The 14,377-nt window shown below is 42.4% G+C and carries 11 protein-coding genes; 3 read left to right on the forward strand and 8 right to left on the reverse strand.

Annotated elements, in window-relative coordinates; translation table 11 throughout:
* Positions 1–6 precede the first annotated feature (6 nt).
* From NSQ29_RS20075 to NSQ29_RS20100, 6 genes are all read right to left on the reverse strand, one after another.
* Entirely contained in the window at positions 7–3,810 is a 3,804-nt protein-coding gene (locus NSQ29_RS20075; RefSeq protein ID WP_341125918.1) for a GH32 C-terminal domain-containing protein, read from the reverse strand.
* Positions 3,811–3,897: 87 nt separating this feature from the next.
* Positions 3,898–4,791, reverse strand: coding sequence for an ROK family protein (locus NSQ29_RS20080; protein ID WP_339245972.1), 894 nt, complete (start codon positions 4,789–4,791; stop codon positions 3,898–3,900).
* Positions 4,792–4,812: 21 nt separating this feature from the next.
* Complete coding sequence (locus NSQ29_RS20085) at positions 4,813–6,294, reverse strand: glycoside hydrolase family 32 protein (RefSeq protein WP_341125919.1); 1,482 nt, start codon at positions 6,292–6,294, stop codon at positions 4,813–4,815.
* Between the two features lie 130 nt (positions 6,295–6,424).
* Positions 6,425–8,035 carry an ABC transporter substrate-binding protein gene (locus tag NSQ29_RS20090; protein WP_339269580.1) on the reverse strand — a complete coding sequence of 537 codons (1,611 nt, stop codon included), beginning with the start codon at positions 8,033–8,035 and terminating at the stop codon, positions 6,425–6,427.
* A gap of 61 nt (positions 8,036–8,096) precedes the next feature.
* Positions 8,097–8,978, reverse strand: coding sequence for a carbohydrate ABC transporter permease (locus tag NSQ29_RS20095; RefSeq protein WP_042125286.1), 882 nt, complete (start codon positions 8,976–8,978; stop codon positions 8,097–8,099).
* Between the two features lie 17 nt (positions 8,979–8,995).
* A complete protein-coding gene (locus tag NSQ29_RS20100) occupies positions 8,996–9,889 on the reverse strand; it encodes an ABC transporter permease (protein ID WP_081382700.1) in 894 nt (297 codons plus the stop codon).
* Between the two features lie 492 nt (positions 9,890–10,381).
* On the opposite strand from NSQ29_RS20100, the gene NSQ29_RS20105 reads away from it, so the two are divergent.
* The gene (locus tag NSQ29_RS20105; RefSeq protein ID WP_076298182.1) at positions 10,382–11,419 is read left to right on the forward strand and encodes a LacI family DNA-binding transcriptional regulator; all 1,038 of its coding nucleotides are present in this window, start codon (positions 10,382–10,384) and stop codon (positions 11,417–11,419) included.
* 198 nt (positions 11,420–11,617) lie between these two features.
* Here the strand turns inward: NSQ29_RS20105 and NSQ29_RS20110 are convergent, their stop codons facing one another.
* A complete protein-coding gene (locus tag NSQ29_RS20110; protein ID WP_341125920.1) occupies positions 11,618–12,670 on the reverse strand; it encodes an NAD(P)-dependent alcohol dehydrogenase in 1,053 nt (350 codons plus the stop codon).
* A gap of 120 nt (positions 12,671–12,790) precedes the next feature.
* Here NSQ29_RS20110 and NSQ29_RS20115 point away from each other — a divergent pair, with 120 nt between their 5' ends.
* The gene (locus tag NSQ29_RS20115) at positions 12,791–13,207 is read left to right on the forward strand and encodes a MerR family transcriptional regulator (RefSeq protein ID WP_042185857.1); all 417 of its coding nucleotides are present in this window, start codon (positions 12,791–12,793) and stop codon (positions 13,205–13,207) included.
* Positions 13,208–13,277: 70 nt separating this feature from the next.
* On the opposite strand, the gene NSQ29_RS20120 is transcribed toward NSQ29_RS20115, so the two are convergent.
* Positions 13,278–13,916 (reverse strand): YczE/YyaS/YitT family protein, encoded by a 639-nt coding sequence (locus NSQ29_RS20120; protein ID WP_076284368.1) that lies wholly within the window; start codon positions 13,914–13,916, stop codon positions 13,278–13,280.
* A 118-nt stretch (positions 13,917–14,034) separates the two neighbouring features.
* Between NSQ29_RS20120 and NSQ29_RS20125 the strand changes: the two genes are divergently transcribed.
* Positions 14,035–14,250 (forward strand): hypothetical protein, encoded by a 216-nt coding sequence (locus tag NSQ29_RS20125; protein ID WP_341125921.1) that lies wholly within the window; start codon positions 14,035–14,037, stop codon positions 14,248–14,250.
* Positions 14,251–14,377: the final 127 nt, after the last annotated feature.

Here is a 14,377-nt window from a genome sequence, read left to right on the forward strand (position 1 = left end):
CTCATCTTAATTCGTAATTACCCACTTTTGTCGATCAAGAGTAGGATCAAGCTCGCTTAGAGACAATGTTGTTCCATCCGCTGATACTTCCAGCGCTTTCTTATGATGAGCAGAAATAATACTTACGGTACCATCATCATTTTTGTGAAAAATCCAACGCTGATTGTTATATCCGAGATAATGGTATAACTGAATTTTATTTTGCCCTGTGTCGAGATCAAGCGCCTGACCGGCTGTTGTACGAATGGAATAGGAACCTGCATCATCCCCCGTCGGCACGATTACCCACTTCTGATCCGTAGAATCATTTGCATCCTTCAGGGTAACAGCTTCACCATTTGCAAGATTTGCTGTATAGAGAGATTTGTGTAGTTTTGCATTTACTAGACTGGATGTGGTCAAGTTGGCAGGTGTTTCTCCGCTCACGTTAACGTTTTGATATGAAACATATCCGCCAAATACATGTAATCCAAAGCGACCTTCTGCAAAAGTGCCATCCTGGAGGTCGATCACTTTCTGCCCGTCCACATAAACTACAATATGCGGGCCCTTCGCTTCGATTTTCACTTTATAGGTTTGACCTGGCTGAATGAACGTCGGAACTTTCGCCAGTATTTGACGCTCTTCAAAACGGCCTTCGATTTTATAAAAGAGACGTACGGACTTCATATTCGGATCCAGATTTAAGTAGTATCCGCTGCGTCCATCTTCGCTGGCGCGGAACAACATAGAGCCTGCTCCCCCGGATTTCCCTAACATCATATCTGCTTCATAAGTAAAGTCTCCAGCCTGCTTCGCTGCGATATAATTCGCGTCACTCAAGTAATTTCCACGAATTCCATTTTCACTAATGACCCAAGAAGCTGCAGATAGATCTTTAGTCCACCCACTTAAGTTCGTATGAAATTCACCATCAGTTACCTTAACTAAAACGCTTATTGATGCCTTCCCATTTGGAGTAGAGACAGTAATGATAGACTCGCCTTCTTTTTTTCCTACAATGGTTGCCTGTGAGTTATCTGCCATGTTTAGTTCAACTACATCTTTGTTACTGGAATTCCATTTCAGTGGCTGTGCACCATTACCCGTTCCATTCTCTACCATTGCCAAGAGTGCGTCGCTTTGCCCCTTGCTCAGTTCACGATCATTTGTATCCATCATTATCTTGGTAGCGGAATTGGACTCCTGATTCCATACAGAGCCTAACCGATTCACCTTCAGAGATACGACCTTTACGTTGCCTCCATTGGTGTAAAAGCTCAAAGCTCTGCTGGCTGGATCCGGAAAAATGACATCAGAGAAAACGACTTTACCGTTGTTGCCAAAAACCTCAACAGAAGATTCATCTACAAGGATACGCATCTTAACACGCTTATTCTCCGTTTGCATTGGCGCTTCATGTCTTGTACTAAATAAACTCGAAAAATCCGTCAAACCAGATGCAGACCGATCCACGAAAATCTGACTCTCACTAGGTTTATATCCAACTACCGTTTTCTGACTTCCACCTACACGAACGTTAAAACCAAATTCACTTACCTGACTGCCTGCAGGAATTTCTACTTCAGCTTCAATCTCGTATGCACCAGAAGTAACGCCTTTCAGTAGGTTCTGAGAAGAAGGACTCACCACTTTATTAGCTGTAGAATACAGCTGACTACGCAGCGATTCCAACTCTTTGATTGGGCTTTGAACGAGCTGAATCCCATCTTTTGTCGTCACTAATGAGACTTCTCTTGGGATTGACAATACGCCCTTCCAATGGGTCGTCGGGAAAGCAAACGGATAGTCCCAGTTTGTCATCCAAGCCATCATTACGCTGCGATGATCTGGCATGTTCGAAAAAGACATTGATGCGTAGAATTCTTTTCCAAAATCAGTTCGCAATACTTTGCCTGCCAGATTATCATTTACGAATTTACCTTCCGCTGTTAAATGACCCACAAAATATTCAGCATCTGATCCGCCTGTTTTTGAATTCGCTCCTGTACTTATCATCAGAATCCACTTCTTCTGTGATGTTCCGTCTACCGAAAGCTGAAGCAAATCTGGACATTCCCATACACCGCCGCGAACATAGTCCCCGTATCCCCAACTATCTGTTAGGGTCCAATCAAGTAGATTCGTTGAAGTAAAGAAACGAATATGATCTCCACCGGATACAACCATGACCCACCTGTTATTGTCGTTATCACGAATCACTTTCGGATCACGGAAATCCCAACCTCCGGGCTTCCCTCCATTATCGCCTGGATTCTCGATAACCATTGGACGCGCCTTGGAATATTCCCAAGTACGACCTTGGTCCTTGCTGTATGCAAGACCGATACGCTGATTCCCATTCGGGCCATCGGGATTATAGGAAGTGTAGTAGGCAATTAGCCCCTTACCTCCTGAATCCCCGAACAAGCCTGATGCATTCGTCAAATCTGCCACAGCCGACCCAGACCAGACATGTCCATGATCATTCCACGGCAGCGCAATCGGAAGCCGCTTCCAGTTCAGCATATCTTTACTGACAGAATGTGCCCATGTGCCTCCGTCCTGATGGAATAGATGATATTCTCCTTCGAAGTAGACCAGTCCATTCGGATCACTTGCAGAACCACGAATTGGCGTATAGTGATATTGAGGACGATATTTTTCATTATAATAACTGCTAGCATCCGTCACATAAGTATCCTGGAAGTAAGCCGTTCCTTGTTTAACGACGATTCCTGCATATCCATCGGTGTAGGTTTTATCTGTTAGATCGATTGCAGCCGGGGTGTATCCGTCTAGGAAGACCTGAATTCTGTTTCCATTTGCCTTTATCTCTACGTGATGTTTTGCTCCGGTCTGACTTGGATAGGTATGCTGTGAACTTGCAATGGTTGTTCCGTTAGCTTTCGTCAAGCTTACACGGACCTGATTTCCTTCCTTCGTAAGGGCAGCTTCATATCCCTTTGTTCCATCAGCCGATGAACGAAAGGCGAGCGCTGCAACAGAATCAGGACGAAGAGATATATTACCTTCATATACAAAATCAGCAGCTTGTTTGTTATATATTTGCAGTGACTTACTCTGGTTTGCTACCATTCCTTTTTTGCCGCTGATATTAGGCTGCCATTGTCCTTGATTTGTAACCACAGCACCAAGATTTCCTTTCAGATCACTTACGATTATGTTTTGGAACAAAACAGAACCATCCCATACATTGAGTCCTAGCTTACCTGTACGATACGCGTTATCCTGAACCTCAATTACAGGTTTATATGCATTGTCCCAATATACTTTCAGCGATGAACCCACTGCTTTCACCTTGAGATGATAGATTTCGCCTGCCTTGACTGTAACTTTTCGCTCCTCTTTTAATTTCCCTTCACCACCACTTGCGTCTTGTAAACGAATCATACCTGCATTCGGTACGATTTGGAGCATGTAGGAACCCCAGCCATCTTCATTAGAACGGAACAATAAGGTCGCGTCAGCTTGCATATCCTTGATCATGACGTCAGCTTCATAGATAAAATCCTCTGACACCGTTTCGGAGATTGCCATTACATTTTCTTTTGGATCGGAAGACAGTAAGATTCCTTCAGGAGTATCCACCAAGTTACCTTTTCCTTTTATTTGCCAACCTGTCAAATTCGTATTTGTATTGGTTACGCTTTCAAAAATAGAAAGTCCCTCCTTAGCTCGTTTGCTTACCTCCTGTTCAGCGAGCGCAGCCCATCCAGTCCCGGGATTTGCTACATAAATGCCTGCTGAAGTCATTACAAGTCCTGTTGCCATAAGAAAGCATATTGCGACTTTTCCTTTATTTTTCATCTTCTTTGCCCTCTTTTTCTATCATTAATATTGAAAAACAAGAAGGAGGCCAATTCATTACTGCACTGACCTCCTCTATATATTCTTTTACAATTGAGCAGAAATCTGACTTTCCAGTGCTGTAAGTCCAAGAGCCAGAGCACCGCATAATCCCGCCTGTTGGCCTAGTCCTGGTGGAACGATATACTCATCTATGTGTTCCAAAATAGTACTTGAGCTGACATAGCCGTTCAGGTTCTGAAGCACAGCCTGACGGATCAGTGGAAACAATTGTGACTGCTGCATAACACCACCACCCAGAATGATTTTCTGAGGAGAGTTAAGCAATATAGCACCCGTAATCGACTGTGCAATATAAAATGCTTCCATTTCCCATGCAAGATGATCCATAGGAAGTTCATGGCCCTTCTTCCCCCACCTTGCTTCAATAGCAGGACCTGCCGCCATCCCTTCTAGGCAGTCCCCATGATAGGGACATCCCCCTGGGAATACATCGTCAGGATGGCGTCTCGTAAGAACATGACCCCCTTCAGGATGTACAAGACCATGAATGAGTTTACCTTCTGAATACACTCCCACACCAACACCCGTGCCAACTGTATAGTACAAACAGCTGGATAACCCTTGAGCAGCGCCCCATTTGGCTTCACCAAATGCCGCTGCATTGACATCCGTGTCCCATCCAAAAGGAACCGAAAAGTTTCTTTTCAAAGTGCCCAGCATATCGTAATTTCCCCACCCTGGCTTTGGTGTTGTTGTAACGTAACCATACGCCCTGCTATCTGTGTGAATATCAATCGGACCAAACGATCCAATTCCGATAGCTTCTACTTGCTTGCCTTGAAAATATTGAATAACTTTGGGCAACGTCACCTCAGGATGTTCTGTTGGGAAACTAATCTGATCTTCAATTTCCCCATTTTCATTCCCAATGCCACATATAAACTTCGTCCCGCCAGCTTCAATCGCTCCTATACGCATATACATGACTCCTCTCGTTGACTAATTCTTGTCTTGCTCAGCAGAGGGAGTAAGCTCATAGATATCCAGGGAAATCAGCAAGTCATTCTCATTTTCTGCAAACACAGCTATACCTTTAGATTCTAGTCCAGGGAATATAAGATCCGTAATCACTGCCTGACCACCATTACTGAACGCCTCAACTGAAGAGCGATCCACAAAAATACGGAGATCATTTGACTCATCAAGCGCTTCGAGCTTGGCTGAATGATGTCCTACGAAATGTTCGTGGAAATCATGCTGACCTGAAGCCATCCGATCTACATAAAGCTCCTCTGTCTCACCGTTAATACCGATTATTGTTTGACTATCCGCACCTACTCTTACTTTGAAGCCTACAGATTTACCTCGAGTAAACTCAGCTATAATCTCATAAGATTCCAAGTGAATCACCTTAAGAAGAGTATTGATTTCTTGCACCGTTGCCTCTTTCACAGAAAGGACTTGTACACGAGCAGATTCCAACTCTTGTACCGGCTTCTGCACAAGAAAGATCTCCCCTTGTCTTGATTCGAGTTGAAGTTCTCTTGCAATCGTCATCGCGCCGCGGAATTCTTCTGCCGGCGTCTTGTTAGCATACATCCAGTTGCTCATCCAGCCGATAAATAGTCGTCTTCCATCTTCAGCCGGTATATCGGACCAGCTTACACCTGCATAATTATCTCTTCCATAATCAATCCAGCGAACTTTTATCGAATCTTCATCTGGCGTGAACACTTCTCCATCAAAATCCCCTGTGAAATACTGAGTTCTTGACCCTTCCACAAAAGCGGGATCCGCACCGATGCTCACAAGCATCACCCATTTCGTGTTCGAATGATCGCCATCAATAGCAAGTGGGAACAAGTCTGGGCATTCCCATACCCCGTCATGAGAACCGATTCCGTTACCAAATTCGCTGGCATATGTCCAGTTAATTAGATCAGGAGAATGATATAAACACACCGTTTGACCACAAGCTACAATCATCACCCATTGATTCGTATCTTGATTCCAAAATACTTTGGGGTCACGGAAATCTATGAATGTATCATGTTCAAGTACCGGGTTTCCTTCATACTTCGTCCAGGTTCTTCCGTTATCTTTACTGTAGGCCAAGCTTTGACGCTGAATGGCTGGCTTGCCTTCTGGCATATCCAAATGATGCGTAAAAATCGCTACTAAACCTGGTTTACCTTCAAAAAATCCAGTCGTATTATTCCAGTCAACTACAGCACTGCCGGAAAAAATCATACCTAATTCATCTGGAGCGAGAGCGATAGGCAGTTCCTCCCATGTAACAAGATCCTTGCTGACCGCATGGCCCCAGTGCATAGCTCCCATGGTCATTCCACCCGGATGGTGCTGAAAGAACAAATGATATTCACCCTCAAAATAAACCATTCCGTTTGGATCGTTCATCCACTTTTCCTTAGGGGAAAAATGATACACACCTCGGTAATTTTGTTTCGCAATCGTAGACATTATTGTTTTCTCCTTTACTCCCGTAATAAGATCTTAGTTCTAAGATCATCTCTCTTTATATAGATGAAGGTCGTGTATAGCAGTGTAACTGCATGGAACACGGCCTTCACCCCACAATATTAATCATTTGTTATTGGGTTGCTCTATCATATCCGCCTTGTTTAATTTGAAGCCATTCTTGCAAGCCCAGACGGTCCAATTCTTTCAGATATTCATCCCACTGCGCTTCGATTTTACCGTTTTGGTACCATTCCGTGCGCATTCTAAGCACGTAGGCAAAAAGATCTGTTTCAATTGTCGTAAGGCGATCAAGCTCTTGAATGGAGTGGAATACACTCGGCATTACGTTTTCTGCTTTCATATTTGGCGCCATGATATTCTTGATAATATCCATTCTGCTTTTGGCATCATCCGGCATGGTTGTGTATTTCCCATAATAAGAATCAAGAATAGCTAGGGGTCCACCGACACTTGTTTTCTCACGTAGTTCTACAGGAGCTGCACCCTCCAGCGGCAAATGTTTCAGCATTCCTTTTTCTTTATCAAATTCGAAAATATTCTGCTGTTTTTCATCTCCATACGTCCCCCAGTTGTTCTGTACAGATTGAATCGGATCGAAGAGTTGATCAACCCATTTCGCTGTCGTTTCCAAGTTCTTATTGGCGCTTGTGACAACCATCTTACCTCTTCCCAAACCAAGCGCGTTCGTTCTTGTTACGTTAACTTCACCATCGGGTCCAGCAAGTGGAGGCATAACTTCGTAGCTGTCATTATCTCCGGTGATGTTGGCCTTATCCCATGAGAAGTAAAGTCCGTATTTCTGATCCTTTCCTTTTGCAAGGTAAGTACTCCAGTCTTGTGTGTAGGCTTCAATATCAATGAGTCCTTCTTTATACAGCTCGTTAATAAAAGAAACTGCTTCCTTGTAGTCTTCTTGTGCCGCCGTAAATATCACTTTCCCATCATTGCTCACAACCGCATGGTCAGGGTTCTCACCCAATCCAAACGAAGCAAATAGAAATGCCAGATCTTCTGCTCCCGGCTTGTTAATAAAGGACAATGGAATTTCGTCAGCCTTACCGTTGCCATTTGGATCTTTTGTCTTGAATGCAATTAATACTTCCTTTAATTCTTCTGTTGTTTTAGGCATATCAAGGCCAAGCTTCTTAAGCCATTCCACATTGATCCAAGGCATACTATCTACCGCCTGGATTCTTTCTTTACCGCTACCCAGCTCTTCAATCCATGGAAAGGCATAAATATTGCCATCTGGTGCCGTAATCATACTCTTATATTCTGGTGCTTCTTCCAGCACCTTTTTGAAGTTTGGCATATTGTTCTCGATGAGATCATTCAGCGGAACGATGGCACCATCTTTAGCAAGCTTGAGCAGCTCATAGTCACTATAGTCCGCATTAAAAATTGCATCAGGAAGATCACCACTTGCCACAGCCAAGTTTCTTTTTTCAACAAATACGTCTTTCGTGAAATTCTTCCAATTAATATGAACATTCGTCTTTTCTTCAAGACGTTTATTAATCAGTTTTTCATTTGGATCAGTTGGTGCAAGTGGAGAGCTTTGCGTAATAAAGTTCAAAGTTACTTTACCGCTGGCGTCCTGTTCTTTACTAGCTGCACTTCCCCCTCCTCCTCCACCGCATGCACTAAGGAACATAAGTGAAGCAAGTACAGTTACAGAAGCTGCTTTCGTCGAAACTCTTGATTTCTTAATTCTTTTCATAGGGTATGACCTCCAAATTAGATATGAATGAATTAATCTTTATCTATGTGCAGCCTGTTTCCTACTTAAGGGAACCGACCATAACACCTTTTTCAAAGTACTTCTGGAAGAACGGATACATAACAATGAGTGGCAAACTGGAAACAACGATGGCAGCATACTTGATGATTTCAGACAATCGTTTCATTTCCGCCATGGCGAGTTGATCGCTGATCATGCCCGGATCTACCTGATTCTGGATCAAGATGGAACGCAACACGAGCTGCAGTGGATGAAGATTAGGATTATCTAAATAGATCATAGCGTCAAAGTAGGAATTCCACTGGCCAACAAAGGCATAAAGAGCGAGCACAAAAACAATCGGTTTGGAGAGCGGTAATACGACACTGAAGAAAATCCGCATCTCCGAAGCTCCATCTACATTAGCGGCTTCCTTCATTTCATTCGGAACTCCTTTGAAGAAAGTTCTAGAGAGAATAATGTTCCAAACATTGACTGCCCCTGGAATGATCACCGCCCATACTGTATCAAGCAGACCAAGGTTCTTAACGAGCAGATATGTAGGTATGAGTCCACCCCCAAAGAACATGGTGATAATAAACAATGTCATGAAGAACCCTTTTCCTTTGAGCCTGTCATCGGACAGTGCGTACCCTGCACAGATTGAGACGAGAACGGTAATCATAGCAAATGAAACAGAGTATAAAACAGAGTTTCCAAAACCTCGGATCATGGCCGGATTAGAAAGAATTTTTTTATACCCTTCTAATGACCAGTCCGAAAGATTGAATGATAATCCTTTACTGAGCAGCACAGATGGATCCATAAAAGAAGCAATCACTACATAAATCAAAGGAAGTACGATGATAAGTACGGCCAGTGTCAGGAAGATCGCGTTCAGCACGACGATAAAGCGATCTAATCCGGAATGTTTAATAGGCATAGCTTGTTGCTCCTTTCTTAGTAAAGACCTTCACCCTCATTCAGTTTCTTCACGGTGAAGTTAACTGTGAGGAGCAAGACGATGTTGATGATAGAGTTAAACAATCCTACTGCGGCTGAATAGGCATAATCGCCCGACTGCAAACCAATTTTATAAACGTAAGTCGGAATGATTTCTGAGGTTGGTAAGTTCATCGCCGTTTGCATGAGATAGGCTTTTTCGAAGCCAATGGACATAATCCCACCAGCTGCAAGGATAAATACGATAGCCATAATTGGACGAATGGTTGGCAGATCGATATGGCGTATTCTTTGTAGAAGATTAGCGCCATCGAGATTGGCTGCATTATGTAACTCAGGATCGACATTAGCAAGCGCTGCTACATAAATAATGGATGCCCAACCGGCTCCGGTCCAAATATCAGATAAAATGTAAATCGAACGGAAGTACTCGGGACGAGACATGAACATAATTGGTTCACCTGTAAGCCAGGTAAAAAACTGGTTAATCGGTCCCGTTGGGGATAAGAAGATAAACAACATCCCGACCACAACGACAACAGAAATAAAGTTAGGTGCATACAAGAACAATTGAATGTTCTTTTTGACGCCTGCACGGCGAATTTGATTCAACATTAAGGCAAGCAGGATCGGAATTGGAAAACTCAGAATTAATCCGAAGAAACTTAATTTAAGCGTATTCAAAAAGATTACTTCGAAATTGGGAGAAGAAAGGAATTTCTCGAAGTTGTACAAACCTACCCATTCACTCCCCATGATTCCTTTGATTGGGCTGAAATCTTTAAAGGCGATAATCGCACCATACATAGGACCGTATTTAAAAATAAGGGTCAGAATCACAGCTGGTGCGAGCAAAATATAAAGAAAGTAGTGCTTCTTTAAATAATCCATTAAGGAACTCTTATGACGCGTCACCGTTATTCCGTGTTCGGCTTCTATTGGGTTATGCAATGCCTTTACCTCCGTTCTTATCAATGTTTACATCTTGATGCAGTAAGGGCTTTCAATCTCACTTATGTCCTGCTGCTTTTACAATTTACCAAACACTTAATCGTTCGTCAATACATTTTGTAAAAATATTTATGTGCATATGACAAATTATTCTGTTCATAAATGACGTATACTATTTTACATAATTACAAATACAGCCAAATTAAATAAGGATATATACTTTAATCTCATGATTTTCTCTAAAATATGAAAACAAAGCTATTTTTTTGCACATATTCAACCTAATAAAATGTAAACTAAATTGTGCATTTGTAAATATCATGTTGCTATTTTTAGCAAACTAATATACATTAAAGAGAGTTGGAATAATGGCAAATAGTACACTATTTGTGGCGAATATTAAGAACAAGAATATAGAGGTGAATTACATAGGTGGCCAGAGAAAAAGTAACCATACAAGATATCGCGGATGCTTTAGGAATCTCCAGAAATACAGCTTCTAAAGCCCTAAATGGAACGAACGGTATACCTGATGAAACCAGAAACAAAGTAATTAAGAAAGCAATAGAGTTAAAATATAAACAATTTGCTTTTATGGACACCGAGAGTGTTCAATCAAGAAACTCTGGAAACATCGCTTTATTGACAGAAAACTTACCTAACACTTCCCATTTTGGGTCGAAACTGATCAGTGGCATGGAAAAAAGAATCAGTGCAGAGGGATATAATTTATCCATGCACATTATTAGAGACATTGATCAAGAGTCCCTGTCTCTTCCAAATAATTTTGATGTCTCCAATGTAGACGGAATTATTTGTATTGAGTTGTTCAATTCGGAATATAGTAAGTTGATTACAAATCTAGGTATTCCAACTATTTTCATCGACTGCTCTGCAGATGTCTGTTACCCTGAATTCCAAGCAGATGTACTTCTCATGGAGAACGAACACAGCACATACCAACTTACCAAAAAGTTAATTGAGGGCGGTTACAAATCACTGGGGTTCATCGGGGATTATAATCACTGTAGGAGTTTTAATGAAAGATGGGTGGGCTTTAATCGCGCACTAATAGAATCCGGGATTCAGCTTGATCTCACACAATGCATTCTCGATGACGATCAACTATTTTTCTCAAGTCCAGAGTGGGCAGATACTAGACTAAGTCAAATAAATGAGCTCCCTTCTGCTTTCGTGTGTGCTAACGATTATATTGCGGTTACCTTTATGAAGTCACTCAAAAATGTGCTTTCCATTCCTAACGACATCGTCATTTGTGGTTTTGATAACGGTCCTGAATCAAGCATTGTAGAACCCCATCTTACTACGGTTCATATTTATAGTAATGAGATGGGTGTCAAAGCAGCCGAAATGCTACTTTCCCGAATTCATGATCCGAAGCAACCCTATCAGGTTTCTCATATTTATACCAAACTCATCATAAGAGACTCTACACCTAATATCAGTTGATGAATTCATAATTTTGAGATAAAAAAATAACCTATGAAAATGAAGCAAAGAACCCAAGCGATTTAAAATTCAATCGCTTGGGTTCTTTATGTTTGTTAGACTACAAGAATGACCGTCTACTCCCTTTATTGGGACGATAGCTCTTAATGGCATTAATCAAGCCGATGCACGATGTGATGTCAACAAAGAGGGCGTCTCTTATTCGTTGTTCCCCATCGTGCTGATGTCGATGACGAACCGGTAACGGACATCTGAAGCAAGCACACGCTCCCAGGCTTCATCAATCCGGTCAGCAGAAATGACCTCGATTTCAGATGCAATATTATGTTCAGCGCAGAAATCAAGCATTTCCTGCGTTTCACGAATTCCGCCAATCATCGATCCGGCAAACGAGCGGCGGTGGCCGATCAGCGAGAATACGTTTACTGCTAAAGGATCAGCAGGCGCACCGACATTGACTAATGTACCATCCAGCGCCAGGAGCGAAAGATAGGCATCGATATTAATCTGCGCGCTTACAGTATTTACGATTAGATCGAACGAACCGGCAAGCTGTTTAAATGTCTCCGGATCGCTAGTGGCATAATAATGATCCGCCCCTAATTGCAATCCGTCTTCCTTCTTCTTCAGGGACTGTGATAAAACAGTAACCTCAGCCCCCATGGCATGAGCGATCTTCACAGCCATATGTCCAAGCCCACCAAGACCCACTACAGCTACTTTTTTACCGGGAGCTGCTCCCCAATGACGCAGAGGTGAATAGGTGGTGATTCCTGCACACAGAAGCGGTGCAGCAGCATCAAGCGGAATACTGTCAGGGATCCGAACCACAAAATCCTCGGTTACGACGATATGAGTGGAGTAGCCGCCTTGCGTATACTGCCCGTACCGGTCGATAGCTCCATAGGTGCCCGTATTTCCACTCAGGCAATACTGCTCCTCACCTTTATGGCAATTACTGCACTCTCCACAGGAGTCAACCATACAACCTACCCCTACCCGGTCGCCCACTGAGTACTTTGTGACTTCAGAACCAATCTGGCTGACAATTCCGGCGATCTCATGTCCCGGAACGAGTGGATAGTTGACCGGTCCCCACTCCCCGCGGGCAGTATGAATGTCCGAGTGGCAAATACCAGCGTATTTAATCTCAATAAGAACATCGTGCTGCTGCAGTTCTCGGCGTTCGATTGTGGTTAGCTTAAATGGACCTTCCTGACTGAATGTAGCGTGTGCATTAACTTTTATCATAGTGAAACCTCTCTTCTGGTTAATAATAAAATCTAAAACGTCAGCTTTACAAAACATATGTTATTACTTAAAGTTAACTCTAAGTCAAGCACAAAATATATTTGAGATTGGAGATAGATGATGAAGACATACTCCATAAGTGAAGTTGCAGAGTCCTTTAACATGACACCACATACCCTACGTTACTATGACAAGGAAGGTCTTTTCCCTTCTATAGAAAGAACCTCCGGCGGTAAACGTATATTCAAACAATCCGATATGGACGCTTTAAAGGTAATTGAATGCCTGAAGTCATCCGGGATGCCAATTAAAGAAATAAAACATTTCATTGAGTGGTGCTCTGAGGGGGATTCCACCTTACAGCAAAGATATGACATGTTTCTGGAGCGGAAAGCTTCCGTAGAAGCGCAGATGGAAGAATTGAAAAAAACGATGGAAGTCATAGAACACAAATGCTTCTACTATAAGACTGCCTTGGATAGTGGTACGGAAGATATCCATAAAAATAATAAAATAAAAAGTTCATCCGCTCATTAGGAATGGACCTTCAAATTACAGTAAAGGCGGGGCAGATTGATCTGCCCCGCCTTTCTTCAATTCATTTTTTTTAATTGGTACGCCTTTTTGCCAGAAGCTTCTCCGTAAAATTCACATCAAAAAAATGAATGATGGGTCCCAGACCAAGTGCTGACACCAAAGTTCCTAAGCCTACAATGCCTCCTGCCAGGAAACAAATCAGAGCACAAAGAGCATCCGTAAACATCCGGTGCCAAAAATAAGATATTTTAGGGAAGTTCTCTCTCATAATCAGGGACAAGCTGTCGTAGGGAGCTACTCCCACCTTCGATGTCTGATACAGGGATACCCCAAAACTGCATACCACCACGCCAATTGCTACGATAACCACTCGCTGCCATAACAAATGAGGTTCGCCGAACAGAGATAGCCAATTATTATGAAAGAAAGTAGCAATATATCCTAAAAGAATTGCGTTTACGAAAGTCCCGACTCCAATAAACTTTCGTCCTGTTATGAATTCGATTACAAACAATAGCAGGTTCAGTAAGATCAAAAAATTCGCATATGTTATACCGACGCTCTCTGCAAGTGCCATTGCCATACCGCTGAAGGGATCATTCCCCATGCCGGACAGCTTGAAAATACTAATTCCCATGCCCAGAAATACATTGCCGATAATCATAATAAGCAATCGTTTTTTATCGACGTTATGAATATATCCCCTCATATTGTCCATCCTATTTTCATATTAAAAATGCAACTTACAATAACGACGTCATTATATCATATTTTCTTGATTGGGATTGGAAAGAAATACAAAAACTACACAGAAAGGAAACGATCAAATGAAGGACGACAAGAAAGCTCCGCTTGATGGACGCGGCCCGGGTGTTGAACCCATAACCGAACCCGATTCAAGCCTGGCTGGCGATATGGGAGCAACAGGTAAGCTGGAAGAATTAGTGGGTGCTTTGCAGGGCGACGAACCAGAGATCACAGCTCCCGGCATTTCTCCTGATAAAAAAAAAAAATACAGAAACAACGGACTGAACATTATTTGAAGGGAGCATTCTAGGAAAGAGGCTTTTTCCAAATACCAAGTAAAGTCGGTAATATCAATATCACTTTCAACTACAATTTTATTCCTATATATTGATAAACTGAAAACCATCTCATTCGTATTAAATA

This window comes from Paenibacillus sp. FSL F4-0236 (genome assembly GCF_038000135.1).
Taxonomy (GTDB): Bacteria; Bacillota; Bacilli; order Paenibacillales; family Paenibacillaceae; genus Paenibacillus_AQ.